A 21,323-nucleotide genomic window follows, 5' to 3' on the forward strand; every position below is an offset into this window, starting at 1 on the left:
GCCGAGTTTATCAGCCATCACGCAGCACCGTCAGTGGGCTGACATTCAAGGCGCGGCGGGTGCCAAATACCCCGGCACCGCCGACCAACAGCGCACCGATCACCGGCAGGAGCAGCAGCCAGGCGTGAGGGTGCCATTGAAGGGCGAAGGCATAGCGGTACAGCGCAAAGCTCACCAACTCGCAACCCAAGGCAGCCAGAACGCCACTGGCCGCGCCGAGCAAGCCGAACTCGATGCGTCGCGCCTTGATCAACAACGCTCGCTCGGCACCCAGTGCGCGCAACAGGGCGCCCTGGCGGATGCGTTCGTCAAGGGTCGCCTGCAAGCCGGAGAACAACACTGCAAGGCCCGCCGCCAGCACGAACAGCAATACGTATTCCACCGCTATCGTCACCTGGGCGAGAATGCTCCGCAGTTGCTCCAGCAGGGCTTCGACCTGAAGGATGGTCACCGCCGGGAAGGCTCGAGACAATTCGACGATCTGCTGATCATTACCGGGTGCCAGATAGAAACTGGTCAGGTACGTGGTCGGTAAATCCTTGAGCGTGCCAGGCTGGAAGATCATGAAGAAGTTTGGCTGGAAGTTGTCCCAGTTCACATCCCGCAGACTCGTGACTTCAGCCTCACGGGTGATCCCGCCGACGACAAAGCTCATGCGGTCGCCGAGCTTGAGGTTCAGGCTTGCGGCCAATTTCGATTCCACGGACACGCCAGGAATGTGCTCGGCGGTTGGGTCGCTGCCGGCAGGCGTCCACCAGCTACCGGCGCTCAGGTGATTGCCCTGGGGCAGGTCGGCGGCCCAGGTCAGGCTGAGGTCGCGTTCAGTAGCGTTTTCGCCACGCGAGTCCTTGCTGACGCTGTTGCGCACCGGTTGGCCATTGATGCTGATCAGGCGTCCGGGCACCACCGGATAAAGCGGCGCGGCATGGGTGGAAAGGCTGGTCATCCGTTCGGTGAAGGTGTCTTTGTCGGAGGGCAGGATGTTGAGCACGAAGTAGTTTGGCGCATCTTTGGGCAACTGGTTTTGCCAGGTGTCGAGCAACTCACCCCGCAGCAGGGCGATCAGCCCCATGGACAGCAGAATCAGGCCGAATGCCAACGATTGCCCGGCGGCGGCCAGAGGATGGCGCAGCAGTTGACCCAGGCCCAGTCGCCACGGCAGTGACGCGCCGGCCAGCAGACGACGCAGGCTTTGCAGGGCCAGCAACAGCAAGCCGCCCAACACCACAGCGGCAATGATGCCGCCGCCGAGCAGAGCGAAGGTCAGCACCAGATCCAGACTCAGCCGCCACATGATCAGGCCCAGCGCCAACAGCGCCGCACCGTAGACCAGCCACGAACTCGGTGGGATGGGCAGCATGTCGCGGCGCAATACACGCAGGGGGGGAACGCGACCCAGCGCGGCCAAGGGTGGCAGGGCGAAGCCGGCGAGGGCGACGAGACCCGTGCCGATGCCCGCGAGGGCCGGCAGCAGGCCGCCGGGCGGGACGGCGGCAGGCAGCAGGTTGTGCAGCAGGGCGAACAGACCCAGTTGCGCGAGCCAGCCCAGCAATGCGCCACTGATACTGGCCAGCAGCCCGAGCATCGCCAGTTGCAGACTGAACAACACCAGCGCTTCGTTGCGCGACAGCCCCAGGCAGCGCAACAGAGCGCTGGCATCGAAGCGCCGCGTCGCAAACCGGGCGGCCGATAGCGCCACGGCAACCCCGGACAGCAAGACCGCGACCAGACTGGCCATGTTCAGGTAGCGCTCGGCCTTGCCCAACGCGCCGCCAATTTGCCGGTTGCCGTCACGGGCGTCCTGTAGGCGTTGATTAGCCGCCAACCCCGGCGCGATCGCCTGTCGATAGGCTTCCAGCGATTCATGGCTGCCGCGCCAGAGTTCGCGATAGCTGACCCGGCTGCCGGGCTGAACGACACCGGTCGCTGCAAGATCAGCCAGATTGATCATTACCCTGGGTGTCAGGCTGTAGAAGTTGCCGGCGCGGTCCGGCTCGTAGGTGAGCACACGACTCAGGCGAAGGGTTTTCGAGCCCACGTCGATGCTATCGCCAACCTTTAGATTCAGTGCCGCAAACAAGCGTGATTCGGCCCAGGCTTCACCTGGTTTTGGTCTGCCGCCGGGTTCTTCCGTTTGATACGGCGCGGCGGCACTTTTCAGCTCGCCACGCAAAGGGTATGCCGCGTCGACCGCTTTCACGCTCGCCAATTGAATGCCGATGTCGGTGGCGATCACACTGGAAAACTCGACGACCCGGGCGTGGTCCAGGTTTAACGGCTTGCCCGCTTCAATCTGCGGCGGCTGCGCGGGGCTGGTGCCTTCGAGGATCAAGTCGGCGCCGAGAAACTCGGTGGCTCGCAGCATCATGGCGCCGTTGAGGCGGGAGCCGAAGTAGCCGATGGCGGTGCTTGCCGCCACGGCGACCAGCAAGGCGAAAAACAACACCCGCAACTCCCCGGCGCGAGCGTCGCGCAGGAGTTGCCGGGTTGCGAGGCTCAGCAGGCGTAGAAACGGCAAGCGTGCCATCAAGGCTCCAGGGGGCCGACCAGGCGGCCACCTTCGAGGCGGATCTGGCGTCGGCAGCGATGTGCCAGACGTTCGTCATGAGTAACCAGCACCAGAGTCGTGTGACGTTCTTTGTTCAGCTCGAACAGCAGATCGCTGATGCGTTCACCAGTGTGGCTGTCGAGGTTGCCAGTGGGTTCATCGGCAAACAGCACGTCCGGATCAGCCGCAAAGGCTCGGGCAATGGCCACCCGTTGTTGCTCGCCCCCGGAAAGCTGACGCGGCGAATGTGTCAGGCGTTGGCCCAGGCCTACGCGCTCCAGCAAAACACGGGCCCGCGCTCGAGCGTCCGTGCGGCCTTCCAGTTCCATGGGCAGCATGACGTTTTCCAGCGCGTTGAGGCTGTCGAGCAATTGAAACGACTGGAAGACGAAACCGACATGCTCGGCGCGGATACGCGCGCGCTGATCTTCGTCCAGATCACTGAGGTTGCGCCCGGCCAGCGTGACCGCGCCGGCGCTGGGCAGGTCGAGCCCGGCGAGCAGACCGAGGAGGGTGGATTTGCCCGAACCCGACGCGCCAATGATGGCCAGGCTGTCGCCCTTGTTCAGTTCCAGGGAGAGTTCGTGCAGGATGGTCAGGTCACCTTCGGTGCTGGGGACCACTTTGCTAAGGTTCCGAGCACTGAGAATACTTTCACTCATGGAGAATCCGATGCGTGCGTGGTTTTTAAGTGCGGGCCTGGGTGTGCTGTTGCTGTCTCAAGGAGCGGCGGCGGGCACGGTGCTGATCGTTGGCGATAGTATCAGCGCGGCTTTCGGACTGGATACCCGTATGGGCTGGGTATCGTTGCTGGAACAGCGTCTGCAAAAGGAGGGGTTCACCGATAAGGTGGTCAATGCCTCTGTCAGTGGCGACACCAGTGCTGGCGGTCAGGCGCGGCTGCCGGCGCTGCTTGCAGAGCATAAGCCACAGTTGGTAATCCTCGAATTGGGTGGTAACGATGGCTTGCGCGGCCAGCAGCCTGAGCAATTGCAACAAAATCTTGCGTCGATGATCGACAGCTCCCGCGCCGCCGGTGCCAAGGTGCTGCTTTTAGGGATGAAACTGCCGCCCAATTATGGCGCTCGTTATACCCAGGCTTTCGCAGAGGTCTACGGCAATCTGGCGGAGCAGAAAAAAGTCGCGCTGGTACCGTTTTTTCTCGAGGGCGTGGGCGGGATTCCCGAGTTGATGCAAGCCGATGGTCTGCACCCGGCCGTCGCGGCCCAGGGCAAGTTGCTGGAAAACGTCTGGCCGACACTAAAACCGCTGCTTTGACGCTTTTCTAGCGGCGGGCTTTGGGCTAAGGTGGCGCCCCGATTTGGAGCCCCCGATGCCGCGTCCCGCCTGGTCTTTATTTGCCTATCAACTGATCGAACCTGATGAGCAGCTCGACCTGTTCGCTTGCCAGGAAGTGCGGGTGCATCTGGTCGCGCGCCAGCTGGAGTTGGGCGGCTCGATCGACCGTACGTTGTGTGGCACGTTGTTACCGGCACAACCACGTTGGTCGGGCGTCGAACCCGCGGTTTTTCGTGATGAGCGTTTGTGTTCGCTGTGTCGCGCGATTGTCGAAAGTCAGAAACGGGGTACCCGACCGATTTGGCCAGAGCTCCGATTCATGGAGTAAATCGATAGCCACCTCCTGATTTTTCGGGCGGCGGTGTACAATTCTGTTATTTTATTGCCCTCTGTTTATGTCAAGGATTTTCCGGATGTTGTCGCGCATTCCCGCCGTCGCCCGCTGTCTGTCGCTTGCTATGCTCTGTGCGGCGGGCCCCGTTGCTGCATTGGAGTTCCCTCTGCCTTCTCCCGGCGAAGATATCGTCGGCCAGGTTCAGACGGTGACCGCCAAATACGAAGATACCTTCGCCGACCTGGGTACCCAGTACGATCTGGGCTATCTGGAGATGATCGCGGCCAACCCGGGCGTCGATCCGTGGTTGCCGGGCGCCGGCACCCAGATCGTGTTGCCGACCCGTTTCGTGCTGCCGCCAGGCCCGCGCGAAGGCATCGTGATCAACCTGGCTGAATACCGCCTCTACTATTACCCCAAAGGCAAGAACGTGGTTTACACCTACCCGCTGGGGATAGGTCGTGAGGGTTGGGGCTCGCCAGTGGCGGTGACTAAAGTGACGGCCAAGACGCCGAACCCGACCTGGACACCGCCCGCTTCGGTCAAGGCCGAACATGCCGCTGACGATGATCCGCTGCCTAACGTGGTGCCGGCAGGCCCGGACAACCCGCTGGGGCCGTTCAAGTTCGGTCTCGGTTTACCGGGTTACCTGATTCACGGTTCGAATAAAAAATTCGGTATCGGCATGCGCACCAGCCACGGCTGCTTCCGCCTGTACAACAACAACGTGCTGGAACTGGCCGGCATTGTGCCGATCGGTACTTCGGTGCGGATCATGAACGAGCCGTACAAGTTCGGCGTCAGTGGCGGCAAGGTCTACCTGGAAGCGCATGCTCCGTTGGATGAGAGCGGCAATCCGTCTGTGGTCGACAAGCACACGGCGGTGATCAATGCCTTGCTCAAGCGTGAGGATCTGTCCAACAAAGTGCGCGTCAACTGGGACGTCGTGCGGGACGTGGTAGCAGCCGAGGACGGTATGCCGGTTGAAATCGCCGTACCGAGCGCTACGGTGGTCTCGAGCGCTCCGCTCGATATGCAGTAATCACCTGCTGACGAGCCCGTCAGCCCTGCCTTGAACTCCAAGGCAAGGCTGACGGGTTTTTTATTGCCTGCGGTAAAGCGAGTGCAATAAAAAAGCCGATCCAGAACCGGATCGGCTTATCAATAATCTCGAAAGACTATTACTTACGGCTTGCTTTATCCAACATACGCAGAGCGCGTTCGTTGGCTTCGTCAGCAGTTTGCTGAGCTTTTTGAGCAGCAGCCAGAGCTTCATCAGCCTTACGGTAGGCTTCATCGGCACGAGCTTGCGAACGAGCTGCTGCGTCTTCAGTTGCAGTCAGACGAGCTTCGGTTTCTTTGTTTACGCTGCTGCAACCGGTGGCCAATACTGCGGCCAGAGCGAGAGCAGAGAATTTCAGAACGTTGTTCATCGTGTTCCCCTTCAAGGACTTTCTATTAAATAGTCATCTCTCGAAAATGAGAAAATGACCGGCGTACATACTACCCATTGTTTGTAGTAAGTAAACGGAGGAAGCGCAAGAAGCGGAAAAAATTCTTGGGTTTGAAAGTAATCCGCACAACTACTCAGGCTTTTTGTATGAAAATTATCCAGCGGCGCCGCATGAACTTGTCGGTTCTGCTCTGAATCCGGGCAAGGCTCAAGCACGCCCTTGACCGGTGGCAAGGGAGGATAGCCGATTTGCTGCCAAGTATATTGAACCTCTCGATTTTTCACTGTTCCGTACCCGTCACGAGCCTGCTTCTTTGCGCAGGGAAGAGGTGACTTTTCCATCTCGCACTCGTCTCAATTGACAGCATCCGGCAATGTTCAGTTCAAGTGTCAGGACGATCCCTTCAGGTTGTGACAATCTGAGGTGTGCAGTCGGGCTTTTTTTGCGTCCCCCTTGCAAGCAGCTTGAGCATATACGGCAATGACGCCTACTATTTGCAGGTGCTCGTTTGTAGAGAGTAGCCAACTCTTCTCGGTGTCCAAAACAGGCACAGGGTGGCGTAGAGGTTCCTTCGCCGGAAAAACATCGGTAAGGTAGGGGTCTAATTTCAAGACCCGCGAGGAGTAGTGATGAGCGAGGCGTTGTCCATCCATCATGACCAGGCCGGTCATCAGTTCGAGACCAATGTGGACGGTCATCGTGCCTACCTGACCTATATGGATCTGGGTAAGCAGACCCTGGATATCTATCGGACCTTTGTACCCAATGCCCTGCGAGGTCGAGGTATTGCCGCGGCCTTGACCGAGCAGGCGCTCGCGTACGCCGATCGCATGGGTTACACGGTGATTCCTTCGTGTTCGTATGTCGAACGGTACATGGAGCGCCACCAGCGGCATATGGCGAAAATCTGATTCAGCTGGCGACAGCCGCACCTGACGCTGCAACGAAAAACGCCGAGCATTCGCTCGGCGTTTTTGTATCTGCAGCAATCAGCCGCGTTGGCGCTTGGGCAGCACATCCTTGAGTTTGGCGTGCATGCTGCGCAGGGTTTTCTCGGTGCTTTCCCAGTCGATGCAGGCGTCGGTGACGGACACACCGTATTGCAGCTCTGCCAGATCCTTGGGGATTGCCTGGCTGCCCCAGTTCAGGTGACTTTCGACCATCAGGCCGATGATCGACTGGTTGCCTTCGAGGATCTGGTTGGCGACGTTTTCCATCACCAGCGGTTGCAGGGCCGGATCCTTGTTGGAGTTGGCGTGGCTGCAGTCGACCATGATGTTGGGGCGAATGCCTGCCTTGTTCAGCGCCTGCTCGCACAAGGCGACGCTAACCGAATCGTAGTTAGGCTTGCCATTGCCGCCACGCAGTACCACGTGACCGTAAGCGTTGCCTTTGGTGGTGACGATGGACACGCCACCTTCCTGGTTGATACCGAGGAAGCGATGGGGGCTGGACACTGACTGCAAGGCGTTGATCGCCACCGTCAGGCCGCCGTCGGTGCCATTCTTGAAGCCGACCGCCGAAGACAGCCCGGAAGCCATCTCGCGGTGGGTTTGCGATTCAGTGGTACGCGCACCGATGGCCGACCAGCTGATCAGATCCTGCAAATACTGCGGGGAGATCGGGTCGAGGGCTTCGGTCGCGGCAGGCAGGCCCATTTCCGCCAGATCAAGCAACAACTGGCGACCAATGTGCAGGCCGTCCTCGATCTTGAACGAGTCATCCAGATACGGGTCGTTGATCAGGCCTTTCCAGCCGACGGTTGTGCGCGGTTTCTCGAAGTACACACGCATCACCAGGTACAGGGTGTCGGACACCTCTGCAGCCAGGGCCTTGAGGCGATTGGCGTAGTCGTGAGCGGCCTTGATGTCATGGATCGAGCACGGCCCGATCACGATGAACAGGCGGTGATCCTTGCCATCGAGGATATTGCGGATTACCTCGCGGCCCTTGGTCACCGTGTGCAAAGCAGCTTCGCTGAACGGGATTTCGCGCTTGAGCTGATCCGGCGTGATCAGAGTCTCGTTGGAGGCAACGTTGAGGTCGTCAATCGGTAAATCAGCCATCGTGTTACTCATCAGGTCACGGGTGCTGGCCGCCAACGATCCCCGTGCGGCGGAGCCCAGCATGATTGAGCGCAGCGGGGGGAGGAACCTTAGCGCGTTATCCGGTTGTTCGACAATGGGCAAACGCGCGTTTAGCTGGCGGCGTAGGTCAACAGGATGGGAGATTTGCCAGTAACGCCGCCGGGACGGATAGTGTGCAGCCAGCCCACAGGACATCCTTTGTGAATGAATTGGAACTGACAGACTTCGACGTGGATCATTGTTTGCTGGAGTTGCAGGGCGTCTCGTTGGTCATTTTCACCAGCGTCGGCTGTGCCAGTTGTCGTTGGGCCAGGCGTGAACTGCCAGGTCTCGACTTGCCCATCGAACGTTTGTGCTGGATCGATGCCGGGAACAATGGAGGCGCCGTGCAGCGTTATCAGGTTTTTCATCTGCCGGCGCTGTTCGTGGTGCGTGACGGTGAGTTTTATGGGGCGTTGCATTCACGGCTGACCCTGACCGGGCTCAGCGCGGCTCTGGGGCAGGCGTTGAGCCTTGATTCTGATGAGTTGCCTTAAGGGGAGTGGCCATGGCGAGTGAAGCGAAACGGGCACGGATCGGTATTATCGGGACCGGTGCAATCGGTGGGTTTTACGGTTTGATGTTGGCGCGCGCCGGTTTTGACGTGCATTTTCTGCTGCGCAGCGAGTTTGCTGCGGTGGCGCAAAATGGCCTGAAAATAGACAGTGCCATTCATGGCACTTTGGCTTTGAGCCCGGTCCAGGCCTATTCCTCGGCGGCCGACATGCCACCTTGCGACTGGTTGCTGGTCGGCACTAAAACCACCAGCAATGCCAGCCTTGCCCCGACCATCCTTCAGGTGGCGGCGCCCGGCGCGAAAGTCTTGTTGCTGCAGAATGGGCTGGAGGTCGAAGACAGCTTGCAACCCTTGCTGCCTGACTCGCTGCATCTGTTGGGTGGTTTGTGCTTTATTTGCGTTCATCGTGCGGCACCGGGAGTTATCACCCATCAGGCACTCGGTGCGGTGAACCTGGGTTATCACAGCGGCCCGGCAGCCGACGCGGCTGCCCGGCAACGCATCGCCGAAGAGGGTGCAGCGCTATTACGCAAGGCGGGGCTGGAATCTCAGGCGATGGCCAACTTGCATCAGGCGCGCTGGCAGAAACTGGTCTGGAACATTCCCTACAACGGCCTGTCTGTTTTGTTGGGGGCCAGTACAACGCCATTAATGGCTGACGCCAGTAGCCGCGAGTTGATCCAGGCATTGATGAAAGAAGTGGTGCTGGGCGCCCGGGCGTGTGGGCATGACTTACCGGCAGGTTATGCTGAGCATCTGTTTGCCGTGACTGAAAAAATGCCGGATTACTGGCCGAGCATGTACCTCGATTATCAGGAAAAGCGGCCGCTGGAACTGGAGGCGATCTATGCCAGGCCATTGGCGGCGACGTTGAAGGCCGGACATGACATGCCGAAAATTCGGGCGTTGTACCAGGCATTGGCCTTCATCGATACGCGAAACCGCTGAGTCAGCCAAGGGGGCGATATGGCTACAGGTCTAGGCAATAAATTGGTCTTGGCGATTTCTTCGCGTGCGCTGTTCGATCTGCGCGAAAGCCATGCGGTGTACGTGGCCGACGGCGTGGAAGCTTATCGCCAATACCAGATCGGGCATGAGGAAGAGATCCTTGAGCAAGGCGATGCTTACCTGCTGGTAGAGAAACTGCTGAGCCTCAATGCCCGCTTGGAGGAAGCGCGTGTCGAGGTGATTCTGGTCTCGCGCAACAGCGCCGACACGGGCTTGCGGGTGTTCAATTCGATTCAGCATTACGGTCTGGATATAACGCGTGCGGCCTTCGTCGGTGGACGCAGCCCTTATCCTTATCTGGCAGCGTTTGGTTGCCATTTGTTTCTCTCGACCCACGCCGAGGATGTGCGCAGCGCCCTGGATGCCGGTTTCGCCGCGGCGACCATTTTGTCGGGCGGTGCACGGCGCGCGGCCAGTGCCGAATTACGCATCGCGTTCGACGGTGACGCCGTGTTGTTTTCCGATGAGTCCGAGCGGGTTTATCAATCCGGTGGATTGGCAGCGTTTCAGGCCAGCGAACGTGAGTCGGCACGTGAGCCGTTGCGCGGCGGTCCGTTCAAGCCTTTTCTGGCGGCATTGAATTTGTTGCAACGCGAATTTCCCGAGGATGCCTGTCCGATACGCACAGCGTTGGTCACTGCGCGTTCGGCACCGGCTCATGAGCGCGTGATCCGTACATTGCGAGAGTGGGATATTCGACTGGATGAGTCGCTGTTTCTGGGCGGGCTGGAGAAATCGGCATTTCTTGAGGCCTTCGCGGCCGACGTGTTCTTCGACGATCAGCCGGGGCATTGTGAAAAGGCACGGGATGTCGTTGCGACCGGTCATGTGCCGCATGGGATCAGCAATGAGATAAAACTTTGAACCCCTGTCGCCTCGGGAGGGCTCGGCCGCCGCAGTCGCTAAGGCGCTGCTAAGCTGAATCAATCTCCGCCATTATTGGCAGTCGAGGAGGTCATATGATTCGTTCGATGCTTTATGCCACTGACCTTGGGCTTTATGCGCCCTACGTCTTGCAGCATGCCCTGGCGCTGGCTCGAACTTTCAATGCCGAGCTGTATGTGATCCATGCCGTGGAACCCATGGGGTTGTTCGCCGAGTCGGTTTTGCAGAGCTATCTTGATGAGGATGCGTTGAAGGAGTTGCACAGCCAGGGCTTGAATACAGTCATGGAAGGTATCGAGGCGCGCGTTCTGGCTGGCTTTCGGGATGAGTTGGGGGAGGGGCATCAGGATCTGGCGTTGATTCGCACGGTGCGGGTCATACAGGGGGATCCGTCCAACGTGATACTGGAACAGGCGCACAAACTGGAGGTGGATCTGCTGATTGTCGGCAGCCACAGCCATGGCACTGAGGGCGACACGCCACTGGGTCGTACCGCCGCCAAGGTCCTGCAATTATCGGAGGTTCCGGTTTACATGGTGCCCATGCTGCAGCATCGGGGACGTGAATAAGTGTGTGAATAGTAGACGCCAGGTGTGTCATTACCGTCTGAAAATGATAAAAAGTTCTAGCTTTATTCTTCTGACCATTAATATAGTTATATACCGTCGCTGATGACCGTGGCGTCTACCGCTTTGAGGGATACATATGAAGCTTCAACAACTGCGCTACATCTGGGAAGTGGCGCACCACGACCTCAACGTTTCCGCTACGGCTCAGAGCTTGTACACCTCTCAGCCCGGTATCAGTAAGCAGATCCGCTTGCTCGAAGACGAATTGGGCGTCGAGGTCTTTGCTCGCAGCGGCAAGCACCTGACTCGTGTCACGCCGGCCGGTGAAAGAATCATCACCACCGCTGGTGAGATCTTGCGCAAGGTCGAGAGCATCAAGCAGATCGCTCAAGAGTTTTCCAACGAGAAAAAAGGCACGCTGTCGATTGCTACCACCCACACTCAGGCGCGTTACGCGTTGCCGCCGGTGATCAGCAACTTCATCAAGCAATACCCTGACGTCGCGCTGCACATGCATCAGGGGTCGCCGATGCAAATCGCCGAAATGGCTGCCGACGGCACCGTGGATTTCGCTATCGCCACCGAAGCGCTGGAGCTGTTCGGTGATCTGGTGATGATGCCGTGCTACCGCTGGAATCGCTGTGTCGTTGTGCCGCAAGGTCATCCGCTGACCAAGGTATCCAAGCTGACCCTGGAAGTACTGGCCGAATACCCGATTGTGACTTACGTCTTCGGTTTTACCGGTCGTTCGAAACTGGATGAGGCGTTCAGCCATCGCGGCCTGACCCCGAAAGTGGTGTTCACCGCAGCCGACGCTGACGTGATCAAAACCTATGTTCGTTTAGGCCTGGGCGTGGGTATCGTGGCAAAAATGGCGGTGGACCCCAAGCTCGACAGCGATCTGGTGGTGCTTGATGCCAGCGAGTTGTTCGAAGCGAGCATCACCAAGATCGGTTTCCGTCGCGGTACCTTCTTGCGGGGTTTCATGTGCGACTTCATCGAGAAGTTCGCGCCGCACCTGACCCGCGAAGTAATGGCCAAAGCGATCCAATGCCACAACAAGCAAGAGCTTGAAGAGTTGTTCGAGGGTGTTGAGTTGCCGGTGCATTGATTTTTTCCCTAATAAAAACCCGGCGTTTGCCGGGTTTTTATTGGGTGGCGCAGCAGCTTCATACCTTGGCGATCAGATTCCCGGAATGCAGCCCGCATTCTTTCTGCGTCGATTCTTCCCACCACCAGCGGCCTTCACGTTCATGCTGGTTTGGCAGCACGGGGCGGGTGCAAGGTTCGCAACCGATGCTGATGAAACCGCGCTCATGCAGGCTGTTGTAAGGCAGCTCCAGCATGCGGATATAACCCCAGATTTCTTCGCTGGTCATTTGTGCCAGCGGGTTGAATTTGTACAGCGTGCGTTCAGGCGTGGAGAACGCGCTGTCGATTTCCATCACGGCGACTTCGCTGCGAGTGCTGGGGCTCTGATCCCGGCGCTGGCCAGTGGCCCAGGCCTTCACGCCTGCCAACTTGCGGCGCAGCGGTTCGATCTTGCGGATGCCGCAGCATTCGCCGTGGCCATCCTTGTAGAAGCTGAACAGGCCCTTTTCCTTGACGAACGGTTCCAGCACGCGTTGATCCGGAGAAATCAGCTCGATGTCGATTTTGTAGTGTTCACGCGTCTGTTCGATGAAACGGTACGTTTCCGGGTGCAGACGGCCGGTGTCGAGACTGAACACCTTGACGTTCTTGTTCAGCTTCCAGGCCATGTCCACCAGCACCACATCTTCGGCACCGCTGAATGAGATCCACACCTCATCACCGAAATGCTCGAAGGCCAGTTTCAAAATGTCCTGTGCAGACTTGTTGGCGTAAGTCGCGGCGAGTGCGGCGACGTCGAATGGTTGGCTCATCAGGCGGCTTCCTAACGTGTATGGCGCTTAGCGCTCGTAATGAGGGTGATGGTAACAAAATACTTCGTTCAATTGCCGGTTGGTGTGAGGGTAACGCTGCTGGAAATAATTGATCAGACGCCCTAAAGTGCCGCTTCTTTTGAAGTCCCCTCGAGGAGTGTTCTGTGGAAATTGCCTGTCTCGACCTGGAAGGTGTACTGGTCCCGGAAATCTGGATCGCCTTTGCTGAGAAAACCGGTATCGAATCGCTGAAGGCGACCACCCGGGATATTCCCGATTACGACGTGCTGATGAAGCAACGCCTGCGGATTCTCGATGAACACGGTCTGAAGCTCTCCGATATACAGGAAGTGATCGCGACCCTCAAACCACTGGACGGTGCCATCGAGTTCGTCAACTGGCTGCGCGAACGTTTCCAAGTGGTGATTCTGTCGGACACCTTTTACGAGTTTTCCCAGCCGCTGATGCGTCAGCTGGGCTTCCCGACCTTACTTTGCCATCGCCTGATCACCGACGAGACCGATCGGGTCGTCAGCTATCAGCTGCGTCAGAAAGATCCCAAGCGTCAGTCAGTACTGGCGTTCAAGAGCCTGTACTACCGAGTAGTGGCGGCCGGTGATTCGTACAACGACACCACCATGCTCGGCGAAGCGGATGCTGGCATTCTGTTCCATGCGCCGGAAAACGTGATCCGCGAATTCCCGCAGTTCCCGGCAGTGCACACCTTCGAGGACCTGAAGAAAGAGTTCATCAAGGCGTCGAATCGTGAGTTGAGTTTGTAAATCGATATTCCATGTAGGAGCTGACTTGTCTGCGAAAGGCCGGGGTCGCGTCCGACACGAAGGACCTTCCAGCGGTGGTGAATTCACCATTTTTGCCAGCGCTTCGGTCGAGCGCGACCCGGACGGATCGCAGACAAGTCAGCTCCTACATGAGATTGAATACATTCACAGCGCTTGCAACGTATCCAGCAGCACCCGCACCTTGGTGATTGATTCCTGGTATTCGGCTTCACAGTCGGAATCAGCGACGATGCCGCCGCCACCCCAGCAGGAAACCCGCCCGTCCTTGGCCAGCAGGCTGCGAATGGCGATGGAACTGTCCATTTCGCCACGCACATCCAGATAGATCAACGAACCGCAGTACAAGGCCCGACGAGTGGGCTCCAGTTCGTCGATGATCTGCATCGCACGGATTTTCGGTGCGCCGGTGATCGAACCACCGGGGAAGCTGCCGGCGATCAGGTCCAGCGCGTCTTTGCCTGCCGCCAGTTCGCCGGTCACGCTGCTGACCAGATGGTGCACGTTCGGATAACTTTCCAGGCTGAACAGCTCGGGCACTTTCACCGTGCCGATCCGGCAGGTGCGGCCGAGGTCATTGCGCAGCAGATCGACGATCATCAGGTTTTCCGCGCGGTCCTTGGCACTGGCTAGCAGTTCGTCGGCGTAGGCCCTGTCTTCGGTAGGGTCGATGCCGCGCGGGCGGGTGCCTTTGATCGGGCGGGTTTCGACCAGACTGCCGCTGACGTGGACGAAACGCTCCGGGGACAGGCTCAGCAGCGCATTGCTGTCGGGCAATGCCTGATAACCGGAAAAAGGTGTCGGGCAGGCGCTACGCAGTGCGCAGTAAGCCGCCCAGGGATCACCTTCATAGTTCGCCTGGAAGCGCTGGGCGAAATTCACCTGATAGCAGTCGCCAGCCAGGATATAGGCCTGAATACGCAGGAAGGCGCTGCGGTAATCGCTGGGGGAAAGGTCCGCCTTGAAGGCAGCGCTCAGCTTGAAGGTCGCCGGATCAGCGGCAGGTTTTTGGGTGAACAACGTCAGTAAACGCTGCCGTTCGCTTTCGGCCAATGCGGGATGGAACACCAATTGACTGGTGCCTTGCTGGTGATCGCTGATCATGGCCCAGGCGTAGACACCCAGCCGCGCATCGGGCAGTTGCAGGTCATCGATGGCCTGGCTGGGCAGGGGTTCCAGGCGCCGGCCAAAGTCATAACCGAGGTAGCCAATCAGCCCACCTGCAAACGGCAGCGGGCAGCCGCTGGGCAGTTGCGCGGGGCCCAGACGGCCGAGGCTGTCACGCAGGCGCTGGAGAAAGGCGGTGCCGGTTTCGTCTGGCTGCGTCAGCAATTGCTCGGTGGGCCACGCGCTCAGCAGATCGAACCGCCCCCGGTCAGCGCTCGGTCTGCCACTGTCGAGCAGTACTGCCCCAGGAGCATGGCGAACCCTCGAGAAATACTCGGCGGGATTGGTGCGATAGGGCAGAGGATGTACGGAACAGGTCGGCATTCGAAGAAAATCAGTCATCGGCGTGAGGGCGGCGATTGTAGTCCTCTGTAGGACCGAGGTCATCTGTGGGCAACGCAGACCGGGATTTTGTGAGTTGTATCAACCTGTGGGAACATGCCCGAACAGCTCCTGCACAAAGCGCACGCGCTCTTGCGGGGTATCCTGTTCCCCATTCAGCGCGAGCTGTTTCAGACGGCGTTCCACGGCATGGGCGCGATGGGTCAGGCCGCAGTCATTGGCGATCTGGATGTTCAGGCCGGGGCGGGCGTTGAGTTCGAGAATCAGCGGGCCCTTGTCCTGATCCAGCACCATGTCGACGCCGATGTAACCCAGGCCACACAGCTCATAGCAGTCAGCGGCGAGTTTCATGAAACTGCCCCAGTTCGGCAGTTGCACGCCGTCCACCACGTTGGTGGTGTCCGGGTGTTTGCTGATGATGGAGTTCAGCCAGGTGCCGCGCAGGGTCAGGCCGGTGGCCAGGTCGACGCCGACACCGATGGCGCCCTGGTGCAGGTTGGCTTTGCCGCCGGACTGACGCGTCGGCAAGCGCAGCATGGCCATGATCGGATAGCCCATCAAGACGATGACGCGGATATCCGGTACGCCTTCGAAACTGATGCTCTTGAAGATCTGGTCTGGCGTGACCCGGTATTCGATCAGCGCACGATCACGGTGGCCGCCCAGGGAGTACAGACCGGTCAGGATGCTGGAAATCTGATGTTCGATTTCTTCGTGGCTGATGATCTTGCCCGAGACCGTGCGATACCGGTCGTCGAAGCGGTCAGCGATCACCAGAATGCCGTCCCCACCGGCGCCTTGTGCCGGTTTGATCACGAAATCGTTGCGCTCGCCGATGATTTCGTGGAGTTTTTCGATTTCCTTTTCAGTGGAAATGACCCCGTACATCTCCGGCACGTGAATGCCGGCCTGAATCGCCCGTTCCTTGGTGATGATCTTGTCATCGACGATCGGATACAGACTGCGTTTGTTGTACTTGAGCACGTAGTCCGCGTTGCGCCGGTTGATGCCCATGATGCCCCGGGCTTCCAGGGCCTTCCAGGTCTTCCAGAACCCCATCATTTTACTTCTTCCTTGAGGAATGCCTTGAAGCGCATCAGCTCGGTCAGACGGTAGCCGCGATAGCGTCCCATCGCCAGCATGAAGCCCACCAGAATCAGCAGCGTGGCGGGGAAGGTGAAGATGAAGTAGGTCAGTTCCGGCACGCTCATGATGAGGTGCGCCAGCGACGCGGCGAAGAGGGTGCCAATCGCGACTTTCATCGCGTGACCGCTGCCACGCTCTTCCCAGGTGATCGACAGGCGTTCGATGGTCATGGTCAGAATCACCATCGGGAACAGTGTCACTGATAGCCCGCGCTCAAGCCCCAACTTGTGGCTGAACAGGCTGATAGCGGCGATCAGTACCACGACGAAGGTCAATACCACTGACAGTCGCGGCAGCATTTGCAGTTTCAAATGCTCAAGATAGGAGCGCAGCGATAGCCCGAGCGCGGTAATGACGGTGAATAACACAATGCCGAAGCCCAATTGTGTCTCTCGAAACGCCAGTGCGATCAGGACCGGGGTGAAGGTGCCCAGGGTCTCCAGACCGACGAGGTTGCGCAGGATCAGGATCACCAGCACGCCAATCGGGATCATCACCATGATCATGAACGTCTGCTGGGTTTGCAGCGGCAGCCCGTACAGCGAATAGCCGAGGAAGTCGCCGTTGGTGTTGGCGTCGGTCAGCTTGGCCAGTCGGATCGCGTTCATCTCGCTGTTATTGAGGGTGAAGTTGACCGTAACTTTTTTCCCGCCTTCGACGCTGATCAGGTTTTCATCGCCGGTCCACCACAGCAGACGATCCGACGGCAGGCCTTGCTCGCCATTGTCCGGGTTGAAGTACAGCCAGGCTTTGCCATTGAAGCTGCGCAGCCATAGTTCCGGGGTCTGAGGCTGATCGGTCGTCAGGCGAATGGTATGCGCCTTTTCCACCGGCACGTGGGCAATGGACAGCAGTAGTTCGGTGATTCGGGCTTTGTTCGCGGTGCTCGTGTCGCCGGCCAGCAACAGTTTCACGTTGTCGTCGCTGAGGTTGTTGAGTCGCTTGATGGCTTCGGTGATGAAGGTTTCGACATCCGCCGAGTGCTGGCGGATCGGTGCGAGCAGGGCCTCGGCGGCGATTTTCTCCGGGCCTTCGATAGCGATGCTGTCGCGGAAAGTCGGTCCTTTGATCTTGGGTTTGTCACCGCTGTAACGCTTGGTCAGTACCAGGCGGTAGTAGAGGGTCTGATTGCCGGTGGCATGTCGGGCCGACCAAGTGACCTTGCGGTTGCCATCGACGCGGTTGACGCTGACCCCATAATTATTGGAAATGAAGCTCTCGTTGAGGCTGACGTAATCGTGGCTCAGTGGCGGCACGAACATCTGGATCTTGACCGGGTCTTTGGCATTGGCGACGAACACGACTTTGGCGTCGATGTTCCACAGGTCGTCCGTTTCATCCTCGGTCACCGGAATACCAAGCACGAAGATCTGATAGGCCGTGACCGCTATCCCCAGTGTCACCAGGACAGCAATCAGGATTTTCAGATGGAGGTTAATAGAGCGCATGGGTATTACTCTGCCGTATGAGCGTCGGTAGCACAGGCAGGTTTGCCGGCTGCGTATTTAAGACTTGGATCGACCAGCGCATCAAAGTTTTTCAGGGCTTCGGAGCCGATCAACAGCGGGTATTCGAATGCGCTTCGGTCAGTCAGGTTCACTTCGATGTTGCGTAACGCAGTCCCCATACACACATCCAGGCTGATAACCGGGCGTGCGGTGTACTTTTTCTCGTCGTCTGGGTCGTAGTCGCTGGCGCGGCGCTTGATTTTGCTGACCCGCGCCAGTGGGCGTTCGATGGGGTGCGCATGGGCGTCGTCAATGGCCAGATAGAAGCGCACCCAGCTTTCGCCATTGCGTTTGAAGCGTTTGATATCGCGGGCACTGAGAGAGGCGGTTTTGGCGCCCGTGTCGAGTTTTGCCGCGACCTGCAGATCGATATCGGAAAGTGTGGCGTATTCGTTGAGGCCATAAACGGTCTTGTCAGCCGCAGCGCTCACGCCGGGTAGAAAGAACAAACAGAATAGGGTGGGGAAGAGCTTGAGTCTCATAAGTCCTGGCGCAGTGACGGGCGATCTTCGGGGGCAAGGGCGGTTTCACAGTGCGCGCTAGCTTCCTGGGCACCTGGCAGACAGGCAGTGGCATCGGTTTCAGCCGACAGATCCGGGCGGCATTCTAGCATGAGAGTTTTATGGCGGCAGCCAATGAAGCCGCTGGCAAATCTTGTAGGAATATTCGGTGCTGGCGCGGTCCCTGTAGGGGCTGACTTGTCTGCGAAAAAGGGCCGAAGGGCCTTCCTGCGATAGTGAATTCAGCCATTTTACGACTGCTTCGCAGCCGATCGCAGACAAGTCAGCTCCTACAGTAGATTGGCATCGGCATTAGACGATTGTCGACAGTCTCTACTTTTGCGTTGACGTATTAGGCTGTATTGGCTATTTTTGGCATCGATGGCGACCAAGGTGTCAACAATATGCTGGATACGATCGAAATCCCAGGTTTGACCCAAGACGATTCGGAGACCTTGTCCGAAAACGTCTTTCGGCGCATTCAGGCGGCTATAGTCAAAGGCGAGATCGCGCCGGGCAGCAAAATTTCCGAGCCTGAGCTGGCGCGCACCTATGGCATCAGCCGTGGGCCGCTGCGTGAGGCGATTCATCGACTTGAAGGGCAGCGCCTGCTGGTGCGCATCCCTCATGTGGGCGCTCGTGTGGTTTCCCTGAGCCATGCCGAGCTGATCGAGCTGTATGAAATTCGCGAGTCTCTGGAAGGCATGGCCTGTCGCCTGGCCGCCGAACGGATGACCGACGAGGAAATCGACGAGTTGCGTCGGGTCCTAGATACCCATGAACGCGATGCGGCTTTTCAGGCAGGCGTGGGTTATTACCAGCAAGAAGGCGATTTCGATTTCCACTACCGAATCATTCAAGGCAGTGGCAACCGCACGCTGACCCAAATGCTCTGCGGCGAGCTGTATCAACTGGTGCGCATGTACCGCATCCAGTTTTCCGCGACGCCCAATCGTCCGCGTCAGGCGTTTGCCGAGCACCACCGTATTCTTGATGCCATTGCCGAGCGTGATGGCGAACTGGCCGAGTTGTTGATGCGCCGCCATATCGGCGCATCGAAACGCAATATCGAGCGCCATTATCAGGCGGCTCCCAAGCCCACAGCCCGAGGTGAAAAATGAGTTACGACAAGACCACTCCCGGTCAGCGTTTCCGTGATGCCGTCGCCAGCGAACATCCGCTGCAAGTGGTGGGCGCGATCAATGCCAACCACGCGCTGCTGGCCAAGCGTGCCGGCTTCAAAGCGATCTATCTCTCGGGTGGCGGTGTGGCAGCGGGTTCGCTTGGTCTCCCGGACTTGGGCATCACGGGTCTGGATGACGTGTTGACCGACGTGCGTCGGATTACCGATGTCTGCGACCTGCCGTTGCTGGTGGATGTGGATACCGGTTTCGGTTCTTCCGCGTTCAACGTGGCGCGTACGGTCAAGTCGATGATCAAGTTCGGCGCGGCAGCGATTCATATCGAAGATCAGGTCGGCGCCAAACGTTGCGGCCATCGCCCGAATAAAGAAATCGTCTCCCAGCAAGAGATGGTCGATCGTATCAAAGCCGCCGTCGACGCGCGCACCGATGACAGCTTCGTGATCATGGCGCGTACCGATGCGCTGGCAGTCGAAGGGCTGGAATCGGCGCTGGAACGGGCGGCGGCCTGCGTCGAAGCCGGCGCTGACATGGTGTTTCCGGAAGCCATCACCGAACTTGAGATGTACAAGTTGTTCGCCTCACGGGTTGGCGCGCCGATCCTGGCCAACATCACCGAATTCGGTGCTACGCCGCTCTATACCACTGATGAATTGGCCTCGGCCGATGTCTCCCTTGTGCTCTATCCATTGTCAGCGTTCCGCGCCATGAACAAGGCCGCAGAAAACGTCTACGGCGCCATTCGTCGCGATGGCACGCAGAAGAACGTCATCGACACCATGCAGACCCGCATGGAGCTGTACGACGCCATCGATTACCACATCTTCGAGCAGAAGCTCGATGCGTTGTTCGCACAGAAGAAGTGATTCTGAGCGCCGGGTCCAGGCCTGAAGTTGCCTGGAATAAATTGCAGTTTCTCAAATAAATTCAAGATTGGAGAAAGCAATGGCTGAAGCAAAAGTGTTGAGTGGGGCTGGCCTGCGGGGCCAGGTGGCGGGGCAGACCGCGCTGTCTACCGTAGGGCAGAGCGGCGCGGGCCTGACGTATCGCGGTTATGACGTGCGTGAACTGGCCGCCGATGCCCGTTTTGAAGAAGTGGCTTACCTGCTGCTTTACGGCGAATTGCCGACCCAGGCCGAACTTGCGGCCTACATGAAAAAGTTGCAAGGCCTGCGTGACTTGCCGCAAGTCTTGAAGGAAGTGCTGGAGCGCATTCCTGCCGATGCCCACCCGATGGACGTAATGCGTACCGGCGCTTCGATGCTCGGCACGCTGGAGCCTGAAGCGAGCTTCGAGCAGCAGCGCGATGTCACTGACCGCCTGCTGGCGGCGTTCCCGGCGATCATGACCTATTGGTATCGTTTCAGTCATGACGGTGTGCGCATCGATTGCGTGACTGACGAAGAGTCCATCGGCGGGCATTTCCTGCACCTGTTGCTGGATAAACAACCGAGTGAGCTGCACCGCAAGGTGATGGATGTTTCGCTGATCCTGTACGCCGAGCACGAATTCAACGCCTCGACTTTTGCCGCGCGGGTCTGTGCCTCGACGCTGTCGGACCTCTATTCCTGCGTCACCGCGGCCATTGGCACATTGCGTGGCCCGTTGCATGGTGGTGCCAACGAAGCGGCGATGGAAATGATCCAGCGCTTCGGTTCTGCCGAAGAAGCCATCAAAGGCACGCTGGGCATGCTTGAGCGCAAGGACAAGATCATGGGCTTCGGTCACGCGATCTACAAAGATTGCGATCCGCGTAACGAGGTGATCAAGGGCTGGTCGAAAAAGCTCGCCGATGAAGCGGGCGATACCGTGCTTTACCCGGTGTCCGAAGCCATCGAAAAAACCATGTGGGAACAGAAAAAACTGTTCCCCAATGCCGACTTCTACCATGCCACGACGTACCACTTCATGGGCATTCCGACCAAGCTGTTCACGCCGATCTTCGTCTGCTCGCGGCTGACCGGCTGGGCCGCGCACGTCTTCGAACAACGTGCCAACAATCGCATCATCCGGCCGAGCGCCGAGTATGTGGGCGTCGAACAGCGCAAGTTCGTGCCAATCGAGCAACGCTGAC

Annotated in this window: 23 protein-coding genes; 13 read left to right on the top strand and 10 right to left on the bottom strand. The window is 58.6% G+C overall.

The window, feature by feature from the left end:
- Positions 1–10: 10 nt before the first annotated feature.
- Both AC1MEE_RS07490 and AC1MEE_RS07495 read right to left on the bottom strand, forming a co-directional pair.
- Positions 11–2,527 carry an ABC transporter permease gene (locus tag AC1MEE_RS07490; RefSeq protein WP_480414691.1) on the bottom strand — a complete coding sequence of 839 codons (2,517 nt, stop codon included), beginning with the start codon at positions 2,525–2,527 and terminating at the stop codon, positions 11–13.
- Positions 2,527–3,210: an ABC transporter ATP-binding protein gene (locus tag AC1MEE_RS07495; protein WP_480414692.1), complete on the bottom strand. Its 684-nt coding sequence runs from the start codon at positions 3,208–3,210 to the stop codon at positions 2,527–2,529. The genes AC1MEE_RS07490 and AC1MEE_RS07495 overlap by 1 nt, the downstream gene beginning before the upstream one ends.
- A 10-nt stretch (positions 3,211–3,220) precedes the next feature.
- On the opposite strand from AC1MEE_RS07495, the gene AC1MEE_RS07500 reads away from it, so the two are divergent.
- The 3 genes from AC1MEE_RS07500 to AC1MEE_RS07510 all read left to right on the top strand — a co-directional run bounded on the left by AC1MEE_RS07500 (position 3,221) and on the right by AC1MEE_RS07510 (position 5,223).
- Positions 3,221–3,826 (top strand): arylesterase, encoded by a 606-nt coding sequence (locus tag AC1MEE_RS07500; protein ID WP_480414693.1) that lies wholly within the window; start codon positions 3,221–3,223, stop codon positions 3,824–3,826.
- Between the two features lie 55 nt (positions 3,827–3,881).
- Complete coding sequence (locus AC1MEE_RS07505; RefSeq protein ID WP_480414694.1) at positions 3,882–4,175, top strand: hypothetical protein; 294 nt, start codon at positions 3,882–3,884, stop codon at positions 4,173–4,175.
- Between the two features lie 85 nt (positions 4,176–4,260).
- A complete protein-coding gene (locus AC1MEE_RS07510; protein ID WP_480414695.1) occupies positions 4,261–5,223 on the top strand; it encodes a L,D-transpeptidase family protein in 963 nt (320 codons plus the stop codon).
- Between the two features lie 139 nt (positions 5,224–5,362).
- Here the strand turns inward: AC1MEE_RS07510 and AC1MEE_RS07515 are convergent, their stop codons facing one another.
- Positions 5,363–5,614 carry an Lpp/OprI family alanine-zipper lipoprotein gene (locus AC1MEE_RS07515; RefSeq protein ID WP_480414696.1) on the bottom strand — a complete coding sequence of 84 codons (252 nt, stop codon included), beginning with the start codon at positions 5,612–5,614 and terminating at the stop codon, positions 5,363–5,365.
- An 11-nt stretch (positions 5,615–5,625) separates the two neighbouring features.
- Positions 5,626–5,976, bottom strand: coding sequence for a hypothetical protein (locus AC1MEE_RS07520; protein WP_480414697.1), 351 nt, complete (start codon positions 5,974–5,976; stop codon positions 5,626–5,628).
- A gap of 288 nt (positions 5,977–6,264) precedes the next feature.
- On the opposite strand from AC1MEE_RS07520, the gene AC1MEE_RS07525 reads away from it, so the two are divergent.
- The gene (locus AC1MEE_RS07525) at positions 6,265–6,546 is read left to right on the top strand and encodes a GNAT family N-acetyltransferase (RefSeq protein ID WP_480414698.1); all 282 of its coding nucleotides are present in this window, start codon (positions 6,265–6,267) and stop codon (positions 6,544–6,546) included.
- Between the two features lie 78 nt (positions 6,547–6,624).
- On the opposite strand, the gene AC1MEE_RS07530 is transcribed toward AC1MEE_RS07525, so the two are convergent.
- Positions 6,625–7,701 carry a 3-deoxy-7-phosphoheptulonate synthase gene (locus AC1MEE_RS07530; RefSeq protein WP_480414699.1) on the bottom strand — a complete coding sequence of 359 codons (1,077 nt, stop codon included), beginning with the start codon at positions 7,699–7,701 and terminating at the stop codon, positions 6,625–6,627.
- Between the two features lie 221 nt (positions 7,702–7,922).
- Here AC1MEE_RS07530 and AC1MEE_RS07535 point away from each other — a divergent pair, with 221 nt between their 5' ends.
- From AC1MEE_RS07535 to cysB, 5 genes are all read left to right on the top strand, one after another.
- Positions 7,923–8,258 (top strand): YbbN family protein, encoded by a 336-nt coding sequence (locus AC1MEE_RS07535; protein ID WP_480414700.1) that lies wholly within the window; start codon positions 7,923–7,925, stop codon positions 8,256–8,258.
- Between the two features lie 11 nt (positions 8,259–8,269).
- Positions 8,270–9,226, top strand: coding sequence for a putative 2-dehydropantoate 2-reductase (locus AC1MEE_RS07540; RefSeq protein ID WP_480414701.1), 957 nt, complete (start codon positions 8,270–8,272; stop codon positions 9,224–9,226).
- 18 nt (positions 9,227–9,244) lie between these two features.
- The gene (locus AC1MEE_RS07545; RefSeq protein WP_480414702.1) at positions 9,245–10,150 is read left to right on the top strand and encodes a 5'-nucleotidase; all 906 of its coding nucleotides are present in this window, start codon (positions 9,245–9,247) and stop codon (positions 10,148–10,150) included.
- Between the two features lie 95 nt (positions 10,151–10,245).
- Positions 10,246–10,740, top strand: a complete 495-nt coding sequence (locus tag AC1MEE_RS07550) for a universal stress protein (RefSeq protein WP_480414703.1) — start codon at positions 10,246–10,248, stop codon at positions 10,738–10,740.
- 136 nt (positions 10,741–10,876) lie between these two features.
- Positions 10,877–11,851 carry an HTH-type transcriptional regulator CysB gene (cysB, locus tag AC1MEE_RS07555; RefSeq protein WP_480414704.1) on the top strand — a complete coding sequence of 325 codons (975 nt, stop codon included), beginning with the start codon at positions 10,877–10,879 and terminating at the stop codon, positions 11,849–11,851.
- 58 nt (positions 11,852–11,909) lie between these two features.
- Here the strand turns inward: cysB and AC1MEE_RS07560 are convergent, their stop codons facing one another.
- Positions 11,910–12,644 carry a phosphoadenylyl-sulfate reductase gene (locus tag AC1MEE_RS07560; RefSeq protein WP_480414705.1) on the bottom strand — a complete coding sequence of 245 codons (735 nt, stop codon included), beginning with the start codon at positions 12,642–12,644 and terminating at the stop codon, positions 11,910–11,912.
- A gap of 164 nt (positions 12,645–12,808) precedes the next feature.
- Here AC1MEE_RS07560 and thrH point away from each other — a divergent pair, with 164 nt between their 5' ends.
- Positions 12,809–13,426, top strand: a complete 618-nt coding sequence (gene thrH, locus AC1MEE_RS07565; protein ID WP_480414707.1) for a bifunctional phosphoserine phosphatase/homoserine phosphotransferase ThrH — start codon at positions 12,809–12,811, stop codon at positions 13,424–13,426.
- Between the two features lie 165 nt (positions 13,427–13,591).
- Here the strand turns inward: thrH and pabB are convergent, their stop codons facing one another.
- The 4 genes from pabB to rloA form a co-directional block, all read right to left on the bottom strand.
- Positions 13,592–14,935 carry an aminodeoxychorismate synthase component I gene (gene pabB, locus AC1MEE_RS07570; RefSeq protein ID WP_480414708.1) on the bottom strand — a complete coding sequence of 448 codons (1,344 nt, stop codon included), beginning with the start codon at positions 14,933–14,935 and terminating at the stop codon, positions 13,592–13,594.
- Positions 14,936–15,034: 99 nt separating this feature from the next.
- Positions 15,035–16,012, bottom strand: a complete 978-nt coding sequence (locus AC1MEE_RS07575; RefSeq protein ID WP_480416176.1) for an alpha-L-glutamate ligase-like protein — start codon at positions 16,010–16,012, stop codon at positions 15,035–15,037.
- Positions 16,012–17,547, bottom strand: a complete 1,536-nt coding sequence (gene rloB / locus AC1MEE_RS07580; RefSeq protein WP_480414709.1) for an osmotic stress tolerance membrane protein RloB — start codon at positions 17,545–17,547, stop codon at positions 16,012–16,014. Before rloB ends, AC1MEE_RS07575 begins: the two co-directional genes overlap by 1 nt.
- Before the next feature lie 5 nt (positions 17,548–17,552).
- Positions 17,553–18,089, bottom strand: a complete 537-nt coding sequence (gene rloA, locus AC1MEE_RS07585) for a retropepsin-like aspartic peptidase RloA (protein ID WP_480414710.1) — start codon at positions 18,087–18,089, stop codon at positions 17,553–17,555.
- 422 nt (positions 18,090–18,511) lie between these two features.
- Between rloA and AC1MEE_RS07590 the strand changes: the two genes are divergently transcribed.
- From AC1MEE_RS07590 to prpC, 3 genes are all read left to right on the top strand, one after another.
- A complete protein-coding gene (locus tag AC1MEE_RS07590; protein ID WP_480414711.1) occupies positions 18,512–19,228 on the top strand; it encodes a GntR family transcriptional regulator in 717 nt (238 codons plus the stop codon).
- Positions 19,225–20,115 (top strand): methylisocitrate lyase, encoded by an 891-nt coding sequence (gene prpB, locus AC1MEE_RS07595; protein WP_480414713.1) that lies wholly within the window; start codon positions 19,225–19,227, stop codon positions 20,113–20,115. Before AC1MEE_RS07590 ends, prpB begins: the two co-directional genes overlap by 4 nt.
- Positions 20,116–20,194: 79 nt before the next feature.
- Complete coding sequence (gene prpC, locus AC1MEE_RS07600; protein WP_480414714.1) at positions 20,195–21,322, top strand: bifunctional 2-methylcitrate synthase/citrate synthase; 1,128 nt, start codon at positions 20,195–20,197, stop codon at positions 21,320–21,322.
- The last annotated feature ends 1 nt before the right edge of the window (position 21,323 follow it).

The organism is Pseudomonas sp. ASL3 (assembly GCF_056680425.1).